This is a genomic window from Streptomyces chlorus (assembly GCF_042655885.1).
Taxonomy (GTDB): Bacteria; Actinomycetota; Actinomycetes; order Streptomycetales; family Streptomycetaceae; genus Streptomyces; species Streptomyces chlorus.
Genome location: NZ_JBHSOA010000060.1, coordinates 1 through 24,814, shown reverse-complemented (window position 1 = coordinate 24,814; position 24,814 = coordinate 1). Strand labels below are relative to the sequence as shown.

The following is a 24,814-nucleotide window of genomic DNA, read 5'->3' as shown; positions in this document are numbered from 1 at the left end:
GTCATTCCTCCGTCGGTTACCTGCGGTCGTGCCCGGGCCGCCCGTCGCGGGCGGCCCGGTCGTCTCGTGTGCGGTGGCGCGTCTACCAGCGGACGGGCAGGGAGTGCAGCCCGTACAGCACCCCGTCGTACTTGATCGGCAGCTCCGTCACCGGAACGGCCAGTTCCAGTGTGGGGATCCGTTCGAACAGCGTCCGGTAGGCGATGTCCATCTCGACCCTGACGAGGTTCTGGCCGAGGCACTGGTGTACCCCGTACCCGAACGCCACGTGCGAGCGGGCGGAGCGGCTGGGGTCGAACTCGTCGGGGCGCTCGAAGACGGTCCCGTCGTGGTTGGCGGCGGCGACCAGCGGGATGATGCCCTCGCCGGCGCGGATGAGCTGCCCGCCGATCTCCACAGCCTCCACGGCCACCCGGAAGGCGACCAGGTCGGCCACCGAGTAGTAGCGCAGCAGCTCCTCGACCGCCCGCTCGTCGCCGATCCACTGCGGGTTGGACAGCAGGGTGACGACCCCGAGCCCGATGTTGTTCGCCGTCGTCTCGTGCCCGGCGATCAGCAGCAGCATCGACACGCCGGACAGCTCCTGCTTGGTGAGCGTCCCGTCGGCCAGCAGCTGGCTGATCAGATCGTCGCCCGGCCGCTTCTGCTTGACGGTGATGAGCCGGTTGAGATAGCGCAGCAGCGCCTTCGAGGCCGCCTGCCGCTGTTCGTCCGTGGAGGTGAGCGTGACCAGGACCCGGGTCTTGGTCTCGAAGAAGTCCCGGTCGGCGTTGGGCACGCCGAGCAGACTGGAGATCACCAGGGACGGCACGGACAGCGCGAAGTTCGCGATCAGATCGGCGGTGTCGCCCGCCGCGAGCATCGCGTCGATGCGCTCGTCCACGATCTGCTGGATGGCCGGCCGCATCTCCCTGACCTTGCGGACCGTGAACTCGGGGATCAGCGTCTTGCGGAACCGCCCGTGCTCCGGCGGGTCCAGGGCCACGAACCAGCCGGGCACCTCGTCCTGGGACGGCACACCGCCGGTCTTGGCCGCACGGGGGAAGCCGGGGTGCGAGGGGTTGGAGCTGATCCGCGGATTGGTGAGCACCGCGCGGACGTCCTCGTGCCGGGTCACCAGCCACACGAGCTCCCCGGAGGGCAGGGTGGTGCTCACCAGCCCTTCCTGCTCACGGAATTCCAGATACTGGGGCGGTGGGAACGACTGGCCGGGCTGCCGCAGCGGGAAGGCTACCGGGCACCTGTCGACAGTTGTCATCTTCTCAATTTCCCTGGGGGTCGGACACGGCTCAGGCGGCGTAGAACTTGCGGACCTTCCCGACGATGAACTCCTGGTCGTCCGCGGTCAGTCCGGTGTGGGTCGGCAGGTAGAAGCCGTCCTCGCTGAAGCGGCTCGCGTTGAGCGAGGGCCAGACGGGGGCGAGGTATCCGGGCTGGCGGCTCATCGGCTTGAAGAACAGCCGCGTCTCGACGCCCTCGTCCTTGAGGAAGTCCATCAGCTCGTCGCGGCGGTCGGCGCGCAGGTCGTACATCCACAGCACGTCGCGCGGCGGCATCAGGGTGATCCCGTCGATGCCGCTCAGGCCCTCGTCGTAACGGCGTTCTATCTCCCGGCGGGTGGCCAGGACGGAGTCGAGCTGCTCGGTCTGCGCCAGCGCGACGGCCGCCTGCATGCTCGTCATACGGAAGTTGTAGGCCAGCTTCTTGTGCAGGAAGCTGTGGTCCTTGGTGAACGCCATCGCCCGCAGATGGGCCATCTGTTCGGCGAGGTACGGGTCGTCGGTGAGACAGATCCCGCCCTCCCCAGCGGTGATGATCTTGTTGGCGAAGAGCGAGAAGCAGGCGATGTCGGCGACCGGCCGCACGCCGTGCGCCTCGGCGGAGTCCTCCACCACGCGCAGGCCGTACTGATGCGCCAGATCCATGATCGGGTCCATGTCGCACCGGCGGCCGTAGATGTGTACCGGCATGATCACTTTGGTGCGGGGGGTGATCTTCTCCTCGATGCGCGAGACATCGATGTTGAGATCGTCCCCGCAGTCCACGAAGACGGGGGTGGCGCCCGTGTAGGACACCGCCCAGGCCGAGGCGATCATCGTGAACTCGGGGACGATCACCTCGTCGCCGGGGCCGACGCCGAGCGCGCGCAGCGCCAGGGTCAGTGCCGTCGTCCCGGAGGAGCACGCGACACCGTGCGCGCTCCCGTTGTACTCGGCGAACGCGGTCTCGAACTTCTTGACGTACGGTCCCTGCGAAGAGATCCAGCCGCCGCTGACGGCGTCCTTCACGTATTCGAGTTCACGCCCGCCGAGCCAGGGCTTGGACACGGGCTGTGTGTATGACATCGGATCCTTCGATCAGTCGTTGGCGAGAGCGGGTTCGGACAGGGCGGGAAGGCCGAGCAGGAGATCCGCGGCGGCGGCCCGGCCGCCCGCGGCGCGCAGCAGCTTCGAGAAGTGCTCGGCGCGCTCACGGAACGTGCTGTCCGTGAGTACCCGGGTGAGCTTGTCGACGACGTCGTCGGCGTCGACGGTCTGCGGGTGGTCGAGGGTCAGGCTGACCCCGAAGTCCTGGCCCCGCACCGCCTGGTCGTCGCAGTCGACCCACAGGGGGCGCACCACCAGCGGCTTGCCGAAGTACAGGCCCTCGTGGTAGCCGTTGCCGCCCGCGTGGGTGAAGAAGACGGCGACCTTCGGATGGGCCAGGACGTCGAGCTGGGAGGGCACCCAGTTCTCGATCCGTAGGTTGTCCGGCAGTTCTTCTCGCGGTGGCAGCAACTCCTGCTGCTCCTTGGGGAGTTTCCACAGCACGGAGTGGCCGTCCGCCAGCCGCCGCGCCACGTCCACCAGCGCGCCGACCTGCTCGCGCGTCAGCCGGGTGATCGTGCCGAAACCCATGTAGACCACGGACTGCTGGGTGTCGAGCCAGTCGGAGAGACCGCCGTCGTCGGGGGCTTGCGGCAGTGGCGGCACCATGGCGCCCACCAGCCGCATCTTTTCCGGCACCGGGAAGGGGTAGTCCAGCTCGGGCACCGAGTAGCACAGCACCATCTCGGCGTGATCGATCCTGGCCATCATCTGGCGCGCCTCGGGTGAGATCCCCAGCTCTTCGCGGATCCGGTTGTCCTCCTCGACCACCTTGCGCATCGAGGAGGTCATGAACATCCCCAGCGTCCGCAGCCTGAACAGCTGGTTCTCCACCCGCTGCGCGAACGTCATGTCCAGCGGCAGCCCGGAGTGCGGCACCGGGAAGCCGCTCGGGGTGTACGACTTGGCGAACGGGACGTGCGACGTCAGGACATTGCTCGGCACGAACGGGACGCCGAGCACGAAGGGAATCCCCTTCGTGATGGCCAGCTCGTACCCGAACTGGCACATGGACTCGATGACCATCAGCGCCGGCTGCACCTCGTCGACAATGGCTTCGAGGCGCTTGTACTTGTCCACCCGCGACGCCGGTGCGAAGGAGTGCTTGATGACCGCGCGGTGCGCCTTGAAACGCGAGCGCTGCGTCACCTCGCGATAGGTCTCGTCGCCCCAGGTGACGGCCGACATCTGCGGCACCACATCACCGAGCGACGCGAACTCCACGGGCGTTTTCACGGTGGCCGCACCGATATCCGAGCGTCCTTTTTCGTCGGTCGCGAACCACAGGTCCTCGACACCGCGGCGGGACAATTCCTCCGCGAGTACGAGCAACGGGTTCAGGAGACCGCTTTCGGCATAGCTGACGAACAGGACAGGCCGCCGAATCGAGCCCATGGACAACACCCTCCGGAAGTGACAGCCCCAACGGCAGGCGCCACAGGTACCCACACGGCCGGTCGCCGGGTGGCCGCGCCGCGCGTTGAAGCGGAGCAGTTACTTGGTCTCACACCACGCTCCGGAGAATCCCTAGTCTTCCGTGCCGAGTCCCTGAATTCCTTAGGGAAAAGTACAGCGTTGACGCACCTACGATCCGGAACGAAGAGGTGTCCGGGCCCGACTTCTTAGGGGTGTGCAACGTCATGACGATCGGAGCCGACCAAGACCCGGTAGTGGTCGTCGGGATGGCATGCCGCTATCCGGGGGGAGTGCGCTCCCCCGAGGAGCTGTGGGACCTGGTCCTCGCGGGCCGTGACGCGATATCCGGCTTCCCCGCGGACCGCGGCTGGGACCTGGACGCGCTGGCCGGCGAAGGACCGGACCGCAGCGTGACGCGCGAAGGCGGGTTCCTTCATGGGGCGGCCGACTTCGACGCCGCGTTCTTCGGCATGTCGCCGCGCGAGGCGATCTCCACCGACCCGCAGCAGCGGCTGGTGCTGGAAACCGCGTGGGAGGCCGTCGAACGCGCGGGGATCGACCCCCACGCCCTGAACGGCAGCCGGACCGGCGTGTTCGTCGGCACCAACGGCCAGGACTACGCCGCCGTCACCCAGCGGTCCCCGGAAGACCTCGCGGGCCACGCCATGACCGGCCTGTCACCGGCCGTCGCCTCCGGGCGGCTCGCCTACACCCTCGGCCTCGAAGGTCCCGCGGTCACCGTCGACACCGCTTCCTCCTCCTCGCTGGTCGCCCTGCACTGGGCGGCGCGCTCGCTGCGCGCGGGGGAGTGCTCGATGGCGCTGGCCGGCGGTGTCACGGTGATGTCCACCCCCGTGGGATTCGTCAGCTACTCCCGCCAGGGCGGGCTGGCCCCCGACGGACGCTGCAAGGCGTTCTCCGACGACGCGGACGGCACGGCCTGGGCCGAGGGGGCCGGCATCGTCGTCCTGGAACGGCTCTCCGACGCACGGGCCCGCGGCCACCGGGTGCTCGCCGTCCTGCGCGGCAGCGCCACCAACCAGGACGGCGCCTCCAACGGCCTGACCTCCCCGAGCGGCCGGTCGCAGGAGCGGGTGATCCTCCAGGCACTGGCCGACGCGGGACTCCGCGCCGCCGACGTCGACATGGTCGAGGCCCACGGCACCGGCACCAAGCTCGGCGACCCGATCGAGGCGCAGGCACTGCTGGCGACGTACGGACAGGCCCGGCCGCCCGGCCACCCGCTGCGGCTGGGCTCCCTCAAGTCGAACATCGGGCACGCCCAGGCGGCGGCCGGGATCGCGGGATTCATCAAGACGGTGATGGCCCTGCGCCACGGAGTGATGCCCCGGACCCTGCACGTCGGTGAACCCACCTCCCACGTCGACTGGACGGACGGCGCCGTCGAGCTGCTGACCGAACAGACCCCGTGGCACCCCGCGGGACGGCCGCGGCGCGCCGGCGTGTCGTCCTTCGGCATCAGCGGCACCAACGCGCACGTCATCGTCGAGCAGGCCCCGGACGAGACGGAGCACCCCCCGTCGGCTCCCGAGCCCGCGGTGGTGCCCTGGCTCGTGTCGGCCCGGACCGAGGCGGCGCTGGCCGACCAGCTGGCCCGGCTCGACGACTTCGTGGCCGACGCCCCCGAAGCGACCGCCCTCGACATCGGCTATTCCCTGGCGACGGGCCGCGCCTCGCTCCGGCACCGGGCGGTCCTGCTCGCGCACGGACAGGACGTGACCGAGATCGCCCGCGACGAGGCCGGCGACGGCGCCGTGGCGATCCTCTTCCCCGGCCAGGGCAGCCAGCGCCTGGGCATGGGACGCGAACTCCACGCGCGCTTCCCGGCCTTCGCGCGCGCCCTGGACGCGGTGGTGGACGAACTGGACCGGCACCTCGAGCGCCCGCTGCGCGACGTCATGTGGGGCGACGACCCGAAGGAACTGGACCGTACGGGCTGGACCCAGCCCGCGCTGTTCGCCGTCGAGACGGCGCTGTTCCGGCTGGTGGAGTCCCTGGGCGTCCGCCCCGCCGTGGTGGGCGGCCACTCGGTCGGCGAGATCACCGCGGCCCATGTCGCGGGCGTGCTCTCGCTGGCCGACGCCTGCCGGCTGGTCACCGCCCGCGCCGCACTGATGCAGGCCCTGCCCGCCGGCGGCGCGATGATCGCCGTGCAGGCGGCCGAGGACGAGGTCCTGCCGCTGCTCGCCGGCCGCACCGACCGGGTCTCGGTCGCCGCGGTCAACGGACCCGCGTCCGTGGTGATCGCGGGCGAGGAGAGCGCGGCCCTGGAGATCGCCGCGCACTTCGCGGACCTGGGGCGCAAGACCAGCTGCCTGCCGGTGTCCCATGCCTTCCACTCGCCGCTGATGGACCCGATGCTGGCGGACTTCCGCGGCGTCGTGGAGACGCTCACCTTCCACGAGCCGGCCGTCCCGGTCATCTCGAACCTCACTGGCGCACCGGCCGGCGCACTGCTGTGCACCCCCGACTACTGGGTGCGCCATGTGCGCCAGGCCGTGCGCTTCGCCGACGGCGTCACCGCGCTCGGCGAGGAGAACGTGGACGTCCTGCTGGAGCTGGGCCCCGGCAGCGCGCTGAGCGCCATGGCCACGGAGAGCCTCGGCGGGGCCGCCCGCCCCATGACCGTCGTCCCCGCGCTGCGCAAGGGCCGGCCCGAGGAGGACGCCCTCGTCGCCACCCTGGGCCGGCTGCACGCCGTCGGGGTTCCCGTCGACTGGACGGCCTTCTTCGCGGACACGGCCGCCCGGCGGGTCGACCTGCCGACCTACGCCTTCCAGCACGAGCGCTACTGGCCGGCCCCGCCCGCGGGCGGGGCCGGGAACCAGGGGACGGGCGCCACCGGGCACCCGCTGCTCGGCGGCACCCTGGAACTCGCCGACGGCGAGGTCCTGGTGTTCACCGGAGAGCTCTGCACCCGCACCCACCCCTGGCTCGCCCAGCACGTCATCGCGGGACGGATCACCCTGCCGGGAACGGCCGTGCTGGAGCTGGTCATCCGGGCGGGCGACGAGGCCGGCTGCGACCGGGTCGAGGAACTGATCCCCACCGCACCGCTGGTCCTGACCGAGCACGGCTCCGTACGCCTGCAAGTGCGCCTCGGCGCGCCGGACGGCATCGGACGGCGCGCCGTCACCCTCCACTCCAGGCCACAGGGCGCCGTCGACGAGCCGTGGACCCGGCACGCGACAGGCGTCCTCGTCCCCGCTCACCAGGGACCGCCGGTCTGCGCGGACCTCGGCTCCGGCACGGACGTCTGGCCGCCGCGGGACGCCGAGCCGGTGCAGCTGGAGGGGTACTACAAACGCCTCGCCGACCAGGGCTTCGAGTACGGCCCGGTCTTCCGGGGGCTGCGCGCGCTGTGGCGCCGGGGCGAGGAGACCTTCGCCGAGGTCGCCCTGCCCGCCGAGGCGTCCGACGCGGCCGCGTACGGGCTCCACCCCGCCCTGCTGGACGCGGCGCGGCACGCCGTCATGACGGAGGACGGCAGCCTTCCCGAGCGCTGGCGCGGAGTGTCCCTGCACGCCGGCGGAGCCACCGCACTGCGGGTGCGGATCGCCCCCTGCGAGGACGGACCGGGCACCGCGCTGCGGCTCGAGGCCGCAGACTCCTCCGGAGCCCCGGTGCTCACCGCCGAGACCCTGCGGGTCCGCCCGCTGTCGGCCCACGAGTTTCCCCCCGTCCCGCTGATCCCATGGCCCAGGGCGGCGGCGGACTCCGTCACCACCCGCACCACTCGGCCGCCCGCGGCCGGGCCGGTCGTGCGGGACGACCGGGCGCCCAGCCTGTCCGAGCAGCTGGAGCGGCTGCCCGAGGCCAAGCGGGAGCGCCATCTGCTCGATCTCGTACGGTCGGAGGCCGCCGCGGTGCTCGGCCACGGCAGCCCGGACGCCATCGGCGCCCACCAGGCCTTCAAGGAGATGGGCTTCGACTCCCTCGCGGGCGTGGAACTCTGCGACCGGCTCGGCGCACTCGCCGGCCTGCCGCTGCCCAGCACCCTCGTCTTCAACTTCCCGACCCCCGCACGGATCGCCGGGCGTCTCGCCACGGTCCTCGCCGCACCCGCCGCCCCGGCGACGGGATCTGCCGAGGACGAGATCGCCAGGTTCGAGGCCGCCGTCCAGGCGACGTCGGACGGTTCCGAACGCCAAATGATCGCCGACCGTCTGGAGAAACTCATCTCCACCCTCCGGCAATCCACACCCTCCGCGCCGAGTGCTTCGGGCGAGGACATCGACACGGTGTCGGTCGACAGACTGCTCGACATCATCGATGAAGAGTTCGAAACCACATAAGAATTGCTGCTTTCGTTCGCGACCCGATGATGAGGACGGACCGGTGCCAGAAGATCAGCAGGACAAAGTCGTCGACTACCTGAGGCGAGTCACTTCCGATCTCCGCCGTGCGCGTCAGCGCATCGGAGAACTGGAACTCAAGGACAATGAGCCCATCGCCATTGTCGGAATGAGCTGCAGGCTGCCCGGCGGAGTCCGCTCCCCGGAAGCCCTGTGGGAACTCGTCGAATCCGGCGGCGACGCCATATCGGGATTCCCCGCGGACCGCGGCTGGGATCTCGACCGGCTCACCGGGACGGGCGAAGGAAACAGCGCCACCCACGAAGGCGGATTCCTCTACGAGGCACCCGAATTCGACGCCGGTTTCTTCGGCATCTCCCCGCGCGAGGCGCTGGCCATGGACCCCCAGCAGCGACTTCTGCTGGAAGTGACCTGGGAGGCCCTGGAGCGGTCGGGGATCGCCCCGACCGCGCTGCGCGGCAGCCGGGCCGGAGTGTTCGTCGGCGCCTACAACTGGGGCGCGCCCTCGGCGGCCACCGCCGGTGAACTCCAGGGACACGCCCTGACCGGCACCGCCGCCAGCGTGCTGTCGGGACGCATCGCCTACACCCTGGGGCTCGAAGGCCCCGCCATCACTGTCGACACCGCCTGCTCCTCCTCACTGGTCGCGCTGCACGTGGCGGCGCAGTCGCTGCGCAACGGCGAGTCCTCGCTGGCCGTCGTCGGCGGCGTCACCATACTCAGCGAACCCTCGGTCTTCGTGGAGTTCAGCAAGCAGGGCGGCCTGGCCGGCGACGGCCGCTGCAAGGCCTTCTCCGACGAGGCCGACGGCACGGGCTGGGGCGAGGGCGTCGGCGTACTCGTCGCGGAACGCCTCTCGGACGCCCGGCGCAACGGACACCAGGTCCTCGCCGTGCTGCGCGGCTCGGCGGTCAACCAGGACGGCGCGTCCAACGGCCTGACCGCGCCCAACGGCCCCTCCCAGGAACGCGTGGTCCACCAGGCCCTCGCCACCGCAGGACTCACCGGCGCCGACATCGACGCCGTGGAGGCGCACGGCACCGGCACCAAGCTCGGCGACCCCATCGAGGCGCAGGCCCTGCTGGCCACGTACGGCCAGGGCCGCGACCCCGAGCGCCCGCTGTGGCTCGGCTCGCTGAAGTCCAACATCGGTCACACCCAGGCCGCCGCCGGAGTCGCCGGCGTTATCAAGATGGTCATGGCCATGCGCAACGGCGCGCTGCCCGCGACCCTGCACGCGCAGACGCCCTCCTCGCACGTCGACTGGTCCTCGGGCGCGGTACGCCTCCTGACCGACTCCGTGACCTGGCCCGAGTCGGACAGGCCGCGCCGGTGCGCGGTGTCCTCGTTCGGCATCAGCGGCACCAACGCCCACGCCCTGCTGGAGCAGGCCCCGGAACCGGCCGAGACGGACGAGCCCGCCGCGGGGCCCTTCGCCGCCGCCGCCGTGCCCTGGATCCTGTCCGGCCGCGGTGAGACGGCGGTACGCGACCAGGCGGCCGCCCTCGTGGCGCACCTGGAGACCGCCCCGCCGGCCCGGCCGGCCGACGTCGGCCACTCCCTGGTCGCCTCGCGCGTGCTCCTGGAGAACCGGGCCGTCGTGGTCGGCGCCGACCACGACGGACTCCTCGCCGGAACCACCGCGCTGAGCACCGGCCAGCCCTGGGCGGATCTCGTCCGTGGCGTGGCCGACGTCGAGGGCAGGACGGTGTTCGTCTTCCCCGGCCAGGGCTCTCAGTGGGTGGGCATGGGAGCCCAACTGCTGGTCGAATCCCCGGTCTTCGCCGAGCGGATCACCGAATGCGCCACGGCACTCGGCGCGTTCGTGGACTGGTCCCTGGAGGATGTGCTGCGCGGCGCCGACGGAGCGCCGTCCCTGGAGCGCGTCGACGTCGTACAGCCCGCGTCCTTCGCCGTCATGGTCTCCCTCGCAGCCCTGTGGCGCGCCCACGGGGTGGAGCCCGACGCGGTCGTCGGCCACTCGCAGGGCGAGATCGCCGCGGCCGTCGTCTCCGGCGCGCTCTCCCTGGAGGACGGCGCCCGGGTGGTCGCCCTGCGCAGCCGCGCGATCGGCCGCACCCTGGCCGGCCACGGCGGGATGATGTCGATACCGCTCCCCGTCGACGAGGTGGAGAGCCGGCTGACGGACTGGCAGGGCCGGGTGTCGGTCGCCGCCGTCAACGGACCGCGCTCGGTCGTCGTCTCCGGCGAACCCGGCGCGCTGGACGAACTCTCGGCGCTGCTGACGGCCGAGGACATCCGGGTGCGGCGCGTCGCGGTGGACTACGCCTCGCACTCCGCGCAGGTCGAGAACCTCCAGGACGAACTCCTCGACGTCCTCGCACCGGTCGCCCCGCGCACCAGCGACGTCCCGTTCTTCTCCACGGTGACCGGCGACTGGCTGGACACCGAGACGATGGACGCGGCCTACTGGTTCACGAACCTGCGGCAGACCGTGCGGTTCGCCGAAGCGATCGGCGACCTGCTCGCCGGCGGACACCGCGCGTTCATCGAGGTCAGCTCGCACCCCGTACTGACCATGTCGGTACAGGACATGACCGAGGCGTACGGCGAGCCGGCCGTCGCCACCGGCACGCTGCGCCGCGGGCGCGACGGACTCGCGCGCTTCCTGCACTCCGCCGCCGAGGTCCACGTGCGCGGCGTCGACGTCGACTGGGCCGCGCTCTTCACGGGCACCGACGCCCGGCGCGTCGATCTGCCCACCTACGCCTTCCAGCACGAACGCTTCTGGAACATCCCCGCCGTGAGCGACCGGGCCGATACGACGGCCGACCCCGCCGACGCCCAGTTCTGGGCGGCCGTCGAGGGGGAGGACCTCAGCGCCCTGGCCTCGACCCTGCGGACGGACGAGGACACGGTGGCCGCCGTGCTGCCCGCCCTGTCCTCCTGGCGCAAGTCGCGCAACGAATCCTCCAGGACCGACTCCTGGCGCTACCGGGTGACCTGGACGCCGCTGGCCAAGGTCCCCCAGCGGTCACTGACGGGCACCTGGCTCGTGGTGTCCGCCGACGGCACCGACGACAGCGAGACCACCGGCCTGCTGACCGCGGCGGGCGCCGAAGTGACCCGGCTGGTCCTCGACGACGCGCACACCGACCGCGCGGTCCTCGCCGAGCTGCTGTCCTCCGCCGGCGAGTTCACCGGCATCGTCTCCACGCTCGCCGCCGCCGAGGAGCGCGGCGAGCGCCACCCCGGCCTCACCCTCGGCCTCGCCCTGACCGTCTCGCTCGTCCAGGCCCTCGGCGACGCCGGTGTGACCGCGCCCCTGTGGTTCCTCACCCGGGGCGCCGTGTCCACCGGCCGGTCCGACGCCTTGACCCACCCGGTGCAGGCCCAGATCGCCGGCGTCGGCTGGACCACGGCGCTGGAGCACCCGCACCGCTGGGGCGGCGTCATCGACCTGCCGCCGGCACTGGACCGGCGGGCGGCCGGACACGTGGTCTCTGCCCTCGCGGGCGCGCTCGGCGACGAGGACCAGCTCGCCGTCCGCCCCTCCGGGGTCTTCACCCGCCGCATCGTCCGCGCCAAGTCCGGCGGACAGGGCCCCTCCCGCACGTGGACCCCACGCGGTACGACCCTGGTCACCGGCGGCTCCGGCACCCTCGCCCCCGACCTCGCCCGCTGGCTCGCCGGCCGGGGCGCCGGCCATGTGGCGCTCGCCAGCCGCCGGGGCGCAGACGCCCCCGGCGCGGCCGAACTGGTCGCGGAACTGACCGCTTCGGGCACCGAGGCCGAGGCCGTCGTCTGCGACGTGACCGACCGCGACGCCGTCGCCGCGCTCCTCGCGGACCTCAAGGCCGAGGGCCGCACCGTACGCACGGTCATCCACACCGCGGCCGTCATCGAGCTGTACACCCTGGCCGAAACCACGATGGAGTCGTTCTCCGACGTCGTGCACGCCAAGGTCACCGGCGCCCAGCACCTCGACGAACTCCTCGACCACGACGAGCTCGACGACTTCGTCCTGTACTCGTCCACCGCCGGCATGTGGGGCAGCGGCCACCACGCCGCCTACGTGGCGGGCAACGCCTACCTCTCGGCGCTCGCGGTCAACCGCCGCGCCCGCGGTCTGCGCACCACCTCGGTGCACTGGGGCAAGTGGCCCGACGACATCGAACGCGAGCTGGCCGACCCGCACCACATCCGCCGCAGCGGCCTGGCCTACCTGGACCCGCAGCAGGCGCTCAGCGCCCTGGGCAGGGTCCTCGACGACGACGAGACCGTCATCGGGCTCACCGACATCGACTGGGACACGTACTACCCCGTCTTCACCACCGGCCGCCCCACGCGCCTGTTCGACGAGGTGCCCGAGGTCGCCTGCCAGCTGGCCCCGGCCCCGCAGCAGGCCGCCGGCCTGCCCGCGGCGAGCGACCTCGCCGCGCGGCTGCACGACCTGACGGACGCCGAACAGGAACGCCTGCTGCTCACCCTCGTGCGCACCGAGGCGGCCGCCGTCCTGGGCCACGCCTCCGCGGAGTCCTTCCCCGAGCGGCGCGCCTTCCGCGACATCGGCTTCGACTCGGTCACCGCCGTCGACCTGCGCAACCGCATCGTCGCCGCCACCGGACTCACCCTGCCCTCGACCCTGGTCTTCGACTTCCCCAACCCCGTCGCACTCGCCGGGTTCCTCAAGGGCGCGGCCCTGGGCGGCGGCCCCGAACCCGCCTCGGCGGCCCGCACCACGTCCGCGGGGGCCGACGACGACCCGATCGCCATCATCGGCATGAGCTGCCGCTACCCCGGCGGCGCGAACACCCCGGAGGAGCTGATCCGCCTCGCCCTGGACGGCGCGGACGTGATCTCCGAATTCCCCGCCGACCGGAACTGGGACGCCCAGGGGCTCTACGACCCCGACCCCGACCGGCGGGGCCGGACGTACTCCACCCAGGGCGGATTCCTGCACGACGCCGCGGACTTCGACCCCGCGTTCTTCGGCATCTCGCCGCGTGAGGCCGTGTCGATGGACCCGCAGCAGCGGCTGCTGCTGGAGACCTCCTGGGAGGCCTTCGAGCGGGCCGGGATCGGCCTGGACTCGCTGCGGGGCACCACCGCGGGCACCTTCATCGGCGCCAGCCACCAGGACTACGCGACAACCGCGCACAACGGCGCCGAGGGCTCCGAGGTGCACATGGTCACCGGCACGGCGGCCAGTGTGCTGTCCGGCCGCGTGTCGTACCTGTACGGGTTCGAGGGCCCGGCCGTCACCGTCGACACCGCCTGCTCGTCCTCGCTGGTCGCCATGCACCTGGCCTGCCAGTCGCTGCGCAGCGGCGAGAGCACCCTCGCGCTGGCGGGCGGCGCGGCCGTGATGGGCACCCCGCACGCCTTCGTGGGCTTCAGCAGGCAGCGGGCGCTCGCGCTCGACGGCCGCTGCAAGCCGTTCTCCGACGCCGCCGACGGCATGACCCTGGCGGAGGGCGTCGGTCTGGTCCTGCTGGAGCGTCTGTCGGACGCCCGGCGCAACGGCCACCGCGTCCTCGCGGTGATCCGCGGCTCGGCGATCAACCAGGACGGCGCGTCCAACGGACTCACCGCCCCCAACGGCCCCGCCCAGCAGCAGGTCATCCGCCAGGCCCTCGCCAACGCGGCGATCACCGGCGCGGACGTGGACACGGTGGAGGCGCACGGCACGGGCACCAGGCTCGGCGACCCCATCGAGGCGCAGGCCGTGCTCGCCACGTACGGCCAGGGCCGCGACCCCGAGCGCCCGCTGTGGCTCGGCTCGCTGAAGTCCAACATCGGTCATACCCAGGCCGCCGCCGGAGTCGCCGGCGTCATCAAGATGGTCATGGCCATGCACGAGGGCGTCCTGCCCGGAACCCTGCACACCGGCACCCCCTCCACGCACGTCGACTGGACGTCCGGCGCGGTGGAACTGCTGACCGGGCAGACCCCGTGGCCGGACACCGACCGGCCCAGGCGCGCCGGAGTGTCGTCCTTCGGGATCAGCGGCACCAACGCCCACCTGATTCTGGAGCAGGCGCCCCCCGCCGAAACCGGGACGGCGGACGCCGACGCCGCGCAGGACCCCGCGGACGAGCAGGTCGTGCCGTGGCCGGTCTCCGCCAAGTCCGAGGCGGCGCTGCGCGACCAGGCGGCCCGGCTGCTCGCCCTCGCCGACGCCGACCCCGGCCTGTCGCCCGCACGAGTGGGCTGGTCGCTGGCGACCACCCGCGCGTCCTTCGACCACCGCGCGGTCGTCATCGGCCGCACCCGCGACGACTTCCTGCGCTCCCTCGAAGCACTGGCCACGGGACGCGCCGCGGCAGGCGTCGTACAGGGCGCCGTCGGCGAGGGCGCCAGGGGACCGGTGTTCGTCTTCCCCGGCCAGGGCTCCCAGTGGTGGGGGATGGGCCGCGAACTGCTCGCCCACTCCGAGGTGTTCCGCACCGCCGTGGACGAGTGCGCCGACGCGCTCGCCCCGTACATCGACTGGTCCCTGCACGAGGTACTGGCCGGCGAAGGAGACCCGGCGCTGCTCGAACGGGTGGACGTCGTCCAGCCCGCGCTGTTCTCCATGATGGTGGCGCTGAGCGCGCTCTGGCGCTCGTACGGAGTCGAGCCGTCGGCCGTCGTCGGCCACTCGCAGGGCGAGATCGCCGCCGCGTACGTGGCCGGCGCGCTGACCCTGGCGGACGCCGCCGCGGTCGTGGCCCTGCGCAGCCAGGCGCTGCCCCGCCTCTCCGGGCTCGGCGGCATGATGTCGGTGGCCGCGCCGGTCGAGCGGGTGAGCGCCCTGCTGGAGCCCTGGGGCGAGCTGCTGTCCGTGGCGGCCGTCAACGGGCCCTCGTCGGTCATCGTCTCCGGCGACGCCGGGGCGCTGGACGAACTGCTCGCCGCCTGCGGACAGCAGGGCGTCCGCGCCCGCAAGGTGTCCGTGGACTACGCCTCGCACAGCGCCCACGTCGAAGCCGTGCGCGACGACCTCTCACGCGTCCTGGCTCCGGTCGTCTCCGCGAGCCCGCGCGTGCCGTTCTACTCGACGGTCACCGGCGCCCGGCTGACGGACGCCGCCTTCGACGGCGCGTACTGGTACACCAACCTGCGCACGACCGTACGGATGGAGGAGGCCACCCGCGCGCTCCTCGCGGACGGACACCGCGTCTTCATCGAGATGAGCCCGCACCCGGTGCTGGCCGCCCCGATCCAGGAGACCCAGGAGACGGTGGAGGAGGCCGTCGCCGACTCCGCCGTGGTGCTGGGCACCCTGCGCCGCGACGAGGGCGACCTCCGGCGCTTCCTGGCCTCCCTCGCCGAGGCCCACGCGCACGGCACCGCCGTGGACTGGCGCACGGCGTTCCCGGCCGGCGCCGCCGTCCCCGTCGACCTGCCGACCTACGCCTTCCAACACCGCAAGTACTGGCCCGAGCCCGCGGCGGCCACGGCCGGCACCGCGGCCCCCGGTGACGGCGACGCCACGGACAGCGCCTTCTGGGACCTCGTCGAGAGCGAGGACCTGGAGTCCCTGGCCGACGAACTCGGTGTCGCCGAGGGCGGGGCACGCTCCTCGCTCGGCGACGTATTGCCCACCCTGTCGGCGTGGCGCGCCAAGTCGCGGGAGCGCTCGGCCGTCAACGCCTGGCGCTACCGGGTCGACTGGACCCGGCTGAACGAGCCCGGCACCGCCGCACCCGCGGGCCGCTGGCTCGCCGTGGTACCGGCGGACCGGGCCGACGACGCCTGGATCACCGCCGTACTGGCCCTGCTCGGCCCGGACACGGTCCGGCTGGAGGCGGAGGGCAGCGACGGCGCGGGCCGCGCCGCCTGGGCCAAGCGCCTCAAGGAACTGACCGCCGACGGAACGGAGTTCACCGGCGTACTGTCCCTGCTTGCGCCCGTCGAGGAGCGCCACCCGAACCACACGTCCGTACCCGCGGGACTGGCCCTGACGCTCACCCTCGTCCAGGCCCTGGGCGACGCGGAACTGCGCGCCCCCCTGTGGTGCGCCACCCGCGGCGCGGTGTCCGTGGGCAGGGACGACCGTCTCACCCGGCCCGTGCAGGGCACCCTGTGGGGCCTGGGCCGGGTGATCGCGCTGGAGCACCCGGACCGCTGGGGCGGTCTCGTCGACCTCCCGGAGACCCTGGACGCGCGATCCGGAGCCCGGCTGACCGCCGTACTGGCGGGCCTGGACGGGGAGGACCAGATCGCGGTCCGCCCGACCGGGATCTACGGCCGCCGCCTCACCCACGCGGCGCCCACCGCGGACAGCCCCGAGCGCCGCTGGCAGGGCCGGGGCACCGCCCTGATCACCGGTGGCACCGGCGGGATCGGCGGCCGGGTCGCCCGCTGGATGATCGAGCGCGGCGCCGGACACGTGGTGCTGACCAGCCGCCGCGGCGAGGACGCGCCCGGCGCGGCCGCGCTCCGCGCCGAACTGGAGGGCCTGGGCGCCCGCGTCACCATCGCCGCCTGCGACGCCGCCGACCGCGACGCGCTGACCGGCGTACTGGCCGCGATCCCCGCCGAGTTCCCCCTCGCCTCGGTCTTCCACGCCGCCGGCGTCGCCGACGGCGACGCCTCCGTGGAGTCGCTGACCCTGGAACAGCTGGACGCCCTGATGCGGTCCAAGCTCACCGCCGCCCTGCACCTGCACGAACTGACCCGCGACCTCGACCTGGACGCGTTCGTGCTGTTCTCGTCGGGCGCGGCCACCTGGGGCAGTGGCGGCCAGCCCGGCTACGCGGCGGCCAACGCGTTCCTCGACGCCCTGGCCGAGCACCGCAGGGCCGAGGGCCTGACCGCCGCCTCCGTCGCCTGGGGCACCTGGGCCGAGGTCGGCATGGCCACGGCCGACGAGGTACACGAGCGGCTGCGGCGCCAGGGCGTCATGCCGATGGAGCCGCCGCTGGCCATCGCCGCGCTCCAGCGGATGCTGGAGGACGACGACACGGCGCTCACCGTGACGCTGATGGACTGGGAACGCTTCACCCCCAGCTTCACCGCGACCCGGCCCAGCCCGCTGCTCGCCGGCATCCCCGAGGCCGGCCGGGCCCTGTCGGCGGGCGAGGAAGCACCCGCCGACGACGGCTCCGCCACCCCGCCCCTCAGGAAGCGGCTCGACGCCCTGCCCACCGCCGAACGCGAACGGGCCCTGCTGGAGGCGGTACGCGCCGAAGCGTCCGCGACCCTGGGTCACGACGCGGCCGACGCCATCCCCGCCACCCGCGCGTTCCGCGACGTCGGCTTCGACTCGGTGACGGCCGTCGAGCTGCGCAACCGGTTGCGGGCGGCCCTGGGCCTGCCGCTGCCGGCGGCCCTGGCCTTCGACCACCCCACCCCGGCCGCCCTCGCCCGGCACATCGGCTCCCTGCTCTTCGGCGCCGCCCCCGGGCACGCCGCCGACGACCGGGCCGACGATCCCGACGCCGAGATCCGCGACGTGCTCGCCTCCGTTCCCATCAGCAGACTCCGAAAAGCAGGACTTCTGGACATGGTGCTCAAACTCGCCACCGCCGACGCCGCCGAGGCGACCACCGGGCCTCTCGACGGCGAGGACCCGATCGAGGACCTCGACGACATGGATGCCGAAAGCCTGCTGCGGCTCGTCACCGACATGTAGCGGCCCCCCGGTGACGTCCGCCCGGCCGCGCCGGACGGACGTCACCGGCTGTGCGGCATCTGCAAACCGAAAGAGACCTGGAGAGTTCGATGAGCACGTCCCCCAACAAGTACGTCGAGGCCCTGCGGTCGTCGCTGAAGGAGATCGAGCGGCTCCGTCAGCAGAACCAGCAGCTGGTGGCGGCCGCCGAGGAGCCCATCGCCGTCGTCGGGATCGGCTGCCGCTACCCCGGCGGTGTGACCTCCCCCGAGGACCTGTGGGACCTGGTCACCGAGGGCCGCGACGTCATGGGGGACTTCCCCGCCGACCGGGGCTGGGACCTGGAGCGCCTCGCCGGGGACGGCCCCGGCCACAGCCTCGCCCGCGAGGGCGCCTTCCTCTACGACATGGCGGACTTCGACCCCGGGTTCTTCGGGATCTCACCCCGTGAGGCCGTCGCCATGGACCCCCAGCAGCGACTGCTGCTGGAGGTCGCCTGGGAGGCCCTGGAGCGCGCCGGCATCGACCCGCTGACCCTGCGCGGCAGCCGGGCCGGCGTGTTCGTCGGCACCGCCGGGCAGGACTACGCCGCGGTCATCAACGTCTCCAGCGAGGACGCGGAGCAGTTCTCGACCACCGGGCACGCCGCGAGCGTCATCTCGGGACGGCTCTCCTACACCCTCGGGGCCGAGGGCCCCGCCGTCACCGTCGACACCGCCTGCTCCTCCTCCCTGGTCGCCCTGCACTGGGCGGCGCAGTCCCTGCGCAACGGCGAATGCAGCATGGCCCTGGCGGGCGGCGCCTCCGTGATGGCGACGCCCGGCCCCTTCGTCTCCTTCACCGCCCAGAGCGGAATGGCCGCCGACGGCCGCTGCAAGTCCTTCTCCCAGGACGCCGACGGCACCGGCTGGGGCGAGGGCGCGGCCGTCCTCGTACTGGAGCGGCTCTCCGACGCCCAGCGCGCCGGGCACCCCGTGCTGGCCGTGCTGCGCGGCAGCGCGATCAACCAGGACGGCGCTTCCAACGGCCTGTCCGCACCCCACGGCCCCTCGCAGCGCCGCGTCATCCGCGCCGCCCTGGAGAACGCCCGGCTGACACCCGCCGACGTCGACCTCGTCGAGGCGCACGGCACGGGCACCACGCTGGGTGACCCCATAGAGGCCCAGGCGCTGCTGGCCACCTACGGGCAGGACCGCGAACACCCCCTGCGGCTGGGATCGGTCAAGTCGAACATCGGCCACACGATGGCCGCCTCCGGCGCCGCCGGCGTCATCAAGATGATCATGGCGTTGCGGCACGGTCTGATGCCGCGCAGCCTGCACGCGGGCGAACCCTCCCACGACGTGGACTGGACGACCGGCTCGGTCGAACTCCTCGACCAGCCCGTCCAGTGGCCCGAGACGGGCCGCGCCCGGCGCGCCGCCGTCTCCTCATTCGGCGTCAGCGGCACCAACGCCCACGTCATCCTCGAACAGGCCCCGGCCCTCCCCGAGACCGCCCCCGCCGACGACACCGCCACGCCCGCCGTCATCCCCTGGGTCCTCTCCGGCCGGTCCGCCGCCGCTCTGGCCGAGCAGCGTACCCGGCTGCTCTCCTTCATCGAGCGCAACCCCGGCGTGCGGCCCGTCGACATCGGCCACTCCCTCGCCGCCGGCCGCTCCGCCTTCGAGTACCGCTCCGTCCTGCTGCCCGGCGCCCCCGAGCCCACGCAGATCGCCGAGGGCGTGGCCGACGAGGGACTGCTCGCCGTCCTGTTCTCCGGCCAGGGCTCCCAGCGCCTGGGCATGGGACGCGAACTCCACGTCAGATTCCCGGTGTTCGCCCAGGCCTTCGACGCCGCAGCCGACGCACTCGACCCCCACCTCGACCGTCCGCTGCGCGACATCGTCTGGGGAACCGACCCCGGACCGCTCGACGAGACCGGCTGGACCCAGCCCGCGCTCTTCGCCGTCGAGGTCGCCCTGTACCGCCTCGTCACCTCGCTCGGCCTCACGCCCGACTTCGTCGGAGGCCACTCCATCGGCGAGATAGCCGCCGCCCATGTGGCGGGCGTTTTCTCCCTGGAGGACGCCTGCCGCCTCGTCGCCGCCCGCGCCTCACTGATGGCAGCTCTGCCCGCCGGCGGCGTCATGACCGCCGTCCGCGCCACCGAGGACGAGACCACCCCGCTGCTCACCGCACGGGTCTCCATCGCCGCCGTCAACGGACCCACCTCCGTGGTGATCTCCGGCGACGAGAGCGCCGTACAGGACATCGCCGCGCACTTCGAGGCGCAGGGCCGCAAGACGACGCGCCTGCGCGTCTCGCACGCCTTCCACTCGCCGCTCATGGACCCGATGCTCGACGAGTTCCGCGCCGTCGCGCAGAGCCTGGCCTACGCCGAGCCCCGCATCCCCGTCGTGTCGAACGTGACCGGCCGGATCGCCGACGTCGAGGAACTGTGCTCCGCCGCCTACTGGGTACGGCACGTGCGCGAAGCCGTACGGTTCGCCGACGGCGTCCACACCCTCACCGAACGCGGCGTCACCACCCTGCTGGAGCTGGGCCCCGACGGAGTGCTCTCCGCCATGGCCCAGGACTCGCTGACCGAGCAGGCGCAGATCGTGCCGCTGCTGCGCAAGGACCGCCCGGAGGAACTCGCCGCGGTCACCGCCCTCGCACGGGTGCACGTACGCGGCGCCACCGTCCGCTGGTCCGGCCTCTACGAAGGCTCCGGCGCCCAGCGCGTCGACCTGCCCACCTACCCGTTCCAGCGCCGCCGCTTCTGGCCGGCCGCCGCCCTCGACGCCTCCGGCGACATGCGCGCCGCCGGCCTGGGCTCCGCCGGACACCCCCTGCTCGGCGCCGCCGTAGAACTCGCCGACGGCGAGGGCGCGCTGTTCACCAGCAGGCTGTCCCTGCGGACCCACCCCTGGCTCGCCGACCACGGCGTACGCGGCCGCGCCCTGCTGCCCGGCACGGCCTTCGTCGAACTGGCCATCCGCGCCGGCGACGAGGTCGACTGCGACCGCGTCGAGGAACTCGCCCTCGCCGCGCCCCTGGCCCTCCCCGAACACGGCGCCGTCCAGCTCCAGGTACGCGTGGGCGCGGCCGACGCCGCCGGACGCCGCCCGCTCGGCATCTACTCCCGCGCCGAGGACGGCTTCGACCTCCCCTGGTCCCAGCACGCCAGCGGATTCGTCGCACCCGGCGCGCCGGCCCCCGACCCCGGCTTCGACGCCACCGTGTGGCCGCCCCCCGGCGCCGACCCCGTCGACCTCGACGGCTGCTACGACCGGCTCGCCGCACTCGGCTTCGACTACGGCCCCTCCTTCCGCGGACTGCGCGCCGCCTGGCGGCTCGGCGACGAGGTGTACGCCGACGTCACGCTCCCCGAGGACTCCGGCACCGACGCGAGCGCCTTCGGCCTGCACCCCGCCCTGCTCGACGCCGCCCAGCACGCGGCCGCCTTCACCGACCTCGGCGCCATCAGCCGCGGCGGCCTGCCGTTCGCATGGGAGGGCGTGTCACTGACCGCCTCCGGCGCCACGGCGGTACGCGCCCGCCTCGCCCCGGCGGGCGACGACACCGTCTCCATCGCGATCTACGACACCGCGGGCGGCCCCGTCCTGTCCGTGGACTCCCTCGTCTCCCGCACGGTCCCCACCGCCGAGCTCGACGACACCGGCCCCATCCACCGCGACTCGCTCTTCCGCGTGGACTGGACCGAGACGAAGAACCCGGCCACCGCCGCACCCGACACGGTCGCCGTGATCGGCCCCGCCCCCCTCGGCCTGGCCGCCCACCTGCGCACCGCGGGACTCCAGGTGACGGCCCACCCCGGCCTGGACGAACTCGCCGCCTCGGACGAACCCGTCCCCGCCATGGTCCTCATCGCCGCGAACGGCGAACCCGGCACCACGGACGACGGCGTCGTGACGGCCACCCACACCCTGGGCGCCACCGTCCTCGCACACCTCCACCACTGGCTCGACGAGGACCGCTTCGCCGACGCCCGCCTGATCTTCGTCACCCAGGGCGCGCACACCGGCGACGACCTCGCAGCCGCCTCGGTCCACGGCCTCGTACGAACGGCCAGGACCGAGAACCCGGGACGCCTCGGCCTCCTGGACATCGACCCCGGCACGGCCTCACTCCCCCTGGAGGCCGTGCCGGCCCTCCTGCGCTCCGCACTCGCGGCCGCGGCCGAGGAGCCCGACCTCGCGGTACGCGGCACACAGCTGCTCGCCGCCCGCCTGACCCGCGTCCAGGCCCCCACCGAGCGGCCCGCCTGGGACGCCGACGGCACCGTCCTCATCACCGGCGGCACCGGCGGCCTCGGCGGCGTACTCGCCCGCCACCTGGTCACCGAGCACGGCGTACGCCACCTGCTGCTCGTCAGCCGCCGCGGCCTCGCCGCCGAAGGCGCCGACGAACTCCGGGCCGAACTCACCGCACAGGGCGCCCGGGTGACCGTCGCACCCTGCGACGTCACCGACCGGACCGCACTCGCGGACCTGCTCGCGACCGTCCCCGCCGACCATCCGCTCACCGCCGTCGTACACACCGCCGGAGTCGTCGACGACGGCGTGATCGGCTCGCTCACCCCGCAGCGGCTCGACGGGGTACTGCGCCCGAAGGCCGACGCGGCATGGCACCTCCACGAACTGACCCAGGACCTCGACCTGGCCGCGTTCGTCCTCTTCTCCTCCGTCGCGGCCACCCTCGGCAGCCCCGGGCAGGCCAACTACGCGGCAGGCAACGCCTTCCTGGACGCCCTCGCCACCCACCGGCAGAAGCGCGGACTGCCGGGCCACTCCCTCGCCTGGGGCCCCTGGACCCAGAGCGTCGGCATGACCGGCACGCTCACCGATATCGACGTCGAGCGCATCGCGCGCTCCGGCATGCCGCCCCTGACCGTCCCCCAGGGCCTGGCGCTGTTCGACGCCGCCCTCGGCACGGACGTCGCGGCCCTCGCACCCGTACGCCTCGACCTGCCCGTCCTGCGCGCCCAGGGCGACATCCCGCCCCTGCTGCGCGGTCTCATCCGCTCCCCGGGCCGCCGCGCCGCCGCCCAGATCTCCCAGACCGCCGGCGGCCTCGCGGAGCGCCTCGCCGGACTGAACGCCGCCGAACGCCGCGATGTCCTCCTCGACCTGGTCCGCGGCCAGATCGCCCGGGTACTGGGACACGCCGACGCGACGGACGTCGAGGCGTCCCGCCAGTTCCAGGACCTCGGCTTCGACTCCCTGACGGCCGTCGAACTGCGCAACGGCCTCAACACCGTGACCGGCCTGCGTCTCCCCGCGACCATGGTCTTCGACTACCCGACCCCGAGCGCCCTCGCCGACCACGTGCGCGACGAACTGCTCGGCGCCGCGGAAGAGGCACCGGCGGCGCCGACCGCCGTCGCCCTGTCCCCGGGCGGCGACGACCCGATCGCGATCGTCGGCATGGCCTGCCGCTACCCGGGCGGCGTGACCTCGCCCGAGGACCTCTGGCGACTCGTCACGGAGGGCGGCGACGTCATCTCCGGCTTCCCCACCAACCGAGGCTGGGACCTCGACGGCCTCTACGACCCGGACCCCGACCACCCCGGCCGGACCCACGTCCGCGAAGGCGGCTTCCTGCACACGGCGGGCGACTTCGACCCGGCGTTCTTCGGGATGTCGCCGCGTGAGGCGATGGCGACGGACTCGCAGCAGCGGTTGCTGCTGGAGACGTCGTGGGAGGCGATCGAGCGGGCCGGGATCGACCCGGTGTCGCTCAAGGGCAGCGCCACCGGCGTGTTCGCCGGTGTCATGTACAATGACTACGGGCCGCTGCTCACGGGCGAGGAGTACGAAGCCTTCCGGGGCAACGGCAGCGCACCGAGCGTGGCCTCCGGCCGGGTCTCCTACACCCTGGGCCTGGAGGGCCCGGCGGTGACGGTGGACACGGCGTGCTCCTCCTCCCTGGTCGGCATGCACCTGGCCGCGCAGGCCCTGCGGAGCGGCGAGTGCTCGCTGGCCCTGGCCGGCGGTGTCACCGTCATGTCCACCCCGAGCACCTTCGTCGAGTTCTCCCGCGCACGCGGCCTGGCCCCCGACGGCCGGTCCAAGGCGTTCTCCGAGTCGGCCGACGGCGTCGCCTGGTCCGAGGGCGTCGGCATGCTCGTGCTGGAACGCCTCTCCGACGCGCTGCGGAACGGTCACGAGATCCTGGCCGTGGTGCGCGGCAGTGCGGTCAACCAGGACGGCGCCTCCAACGGTCTGACGGCGCCCAACGGTCCGTCGCAGCAGCGGGTGATCCGTCAGGCGCTCGCCAGCGGCGGGCTGCTGGCCGAGGACGTCGACGTCGTGGAGGCGCACGGCACCGGCACGTCGCTGGGTGACCCGATCGAGGCGCAGGCGCTGCTGGCGACGTACGGACGCGACCGCGACCCGGAGCAGCCGCTGCTGCTCGGCTCGGTGAAGTCGAACATCGGCCACACCCAGGCAGCCGCCGGTGTGGCGGGCGTGATCAAGATGGTGATGGCGATGCGCCACGGTGTGCTGCCGCAGACCCTGCACGTGACCGAGCCGTCCTCGCACGTGGACTGGACGGCGGGCGCGGTGGAGCTGCTGACCGAGCCGACGGCCTGGCCGGAGGCCGGTCGCGTCCGGCGCGCGGGTGTGTCGTCGTTCGGTATCAGCGGTACGAACGCGCACGTCATCCTGGAGCAGTCGCCGAACGTCATCCGCGGGTCCGTGGTCGCCGAAGGCGCGCCCACGGTGCACGAGCCGGGCAGGGTGCCGTGGGTCCTGTCCGGCAGGACGCCGGAGGCGCTGGCGGCCCAGGCGGCGCGGTTGCTGTCGGTGGTGGATGGGGAGACGGCTCCCCGCCCGGTGGACGTCGGATACTCGCTGGCCACGAGCCGGTCGGTGTTCGAGCATCGTGCGGTGGTGCTGGCGAATGGCTCCACTGATGCGGTGCGCGCGTTGACTGCTCTCGCGTCCGGTGCTCCGGACGCCTCGGTGGTGTCGGGTGCGGTCGTTGCTGACAGGTCGGCGGTGTTGTTCTCGGGTCAGGGTTCGCAGCGGTTGGGGATGGGCCAGGAGCTGTACGGCCGCTTCCCGGTGTTCGCGGAGGCGCTGGACTCCGTACTCGCTGTGCTGGATCCGCTGCTGGAGCGC

Annotated in this window: 5 protein-coding genes and 1 pseudogene; 3 read left to right on the top strand and 3 right to left on the bottom strand. The window is 73.0% G+C overall.

The window, feature by feature from the left end; all coding sequences use genetic code 11:
- Window positions 1-82: 82 nt before the first annotated feature.
- Genes ACFPZI_RS25475 through ACFPZI_RS25465 form a run of 3 tightly spaced genes read right to left on the bottom strand, consistent with a single transcriptional unit; the run spans window position 83 to window position 3,761 of the window.
- Entirely contained in the window at window positions 83-1,258 is a 1,176-nt protein-coding gene (locus ACFPZI_RS25475; RefSeq protein WP_381367294.1) for a cytochrome P450, read from the bottom strand.
- 31 nt (window positions 1,259-1,289) lie between these two features.
- Window positions 1,290-2,345 (bottom strand): DegT/DnrJ/EryC1/StrS family aminotransferase, encoded by a 1,056-nt coding sequence (locus ACFPZI_RS25470; RefSeq protein ID WP_381367291.1) that lies wholly within the window; start codon window positions 2,343-2,345, stop codon window positions 1,290-1,292.
- Window positions 2,346-2,357: 12 nt separating this feature from the next.
- Window positions 2,358-3,761 (bottom strand): glycosyltransferase, encoded by a 1,404-nt coding sequence (locus ACFPZI_RS25465; protein ID WP_381367288.1) that lies wholly within the window; start codon window positions 3,759-3,761, stop codon window positions 2,358-2,360.
- A gap of 260 nt (window positions 3,762-4,021) precedes the next feature.
- Here ACFPZI_RS25465 and ACFPZI_RS25460 point away from each other — a divergent pair.
- The 3 genes and pseudogenes from ACFPZI_RS25460 to ACFPZI_RS25450 form a co-directional block, all read left to right on the top strand.
- Window positions 4,022-8,098: pseudogene (locus tag ACFPZI_RS25460) on the top strand (type I polyketide synthase); the annotation flags it as partial.
- A gap of 43 nt (window positions 8,099-8,141) precedes the next feature.
- On the top strand, window positions 8,142-17,702 hold the full coding sequence (locus tag ACFPZI_RS25455) for a type I polyketide synthase (protein WP_381367285.1): 9,561 nt from the start codon (window positions 8,142-8,144) through the stop codon (window positions 17,700-17,702).
- A gap of 89 nt (window positions 17,703-17,791) precedes the next feature.
- A partial coding sequence (locus tag ACFPZI_RS25450; protein ID WP_381367282.1) for a type I polyketide synthase occupies window positions 17,792-24,814 on the top strand: 7,023 nt, incomplete at its 3' end.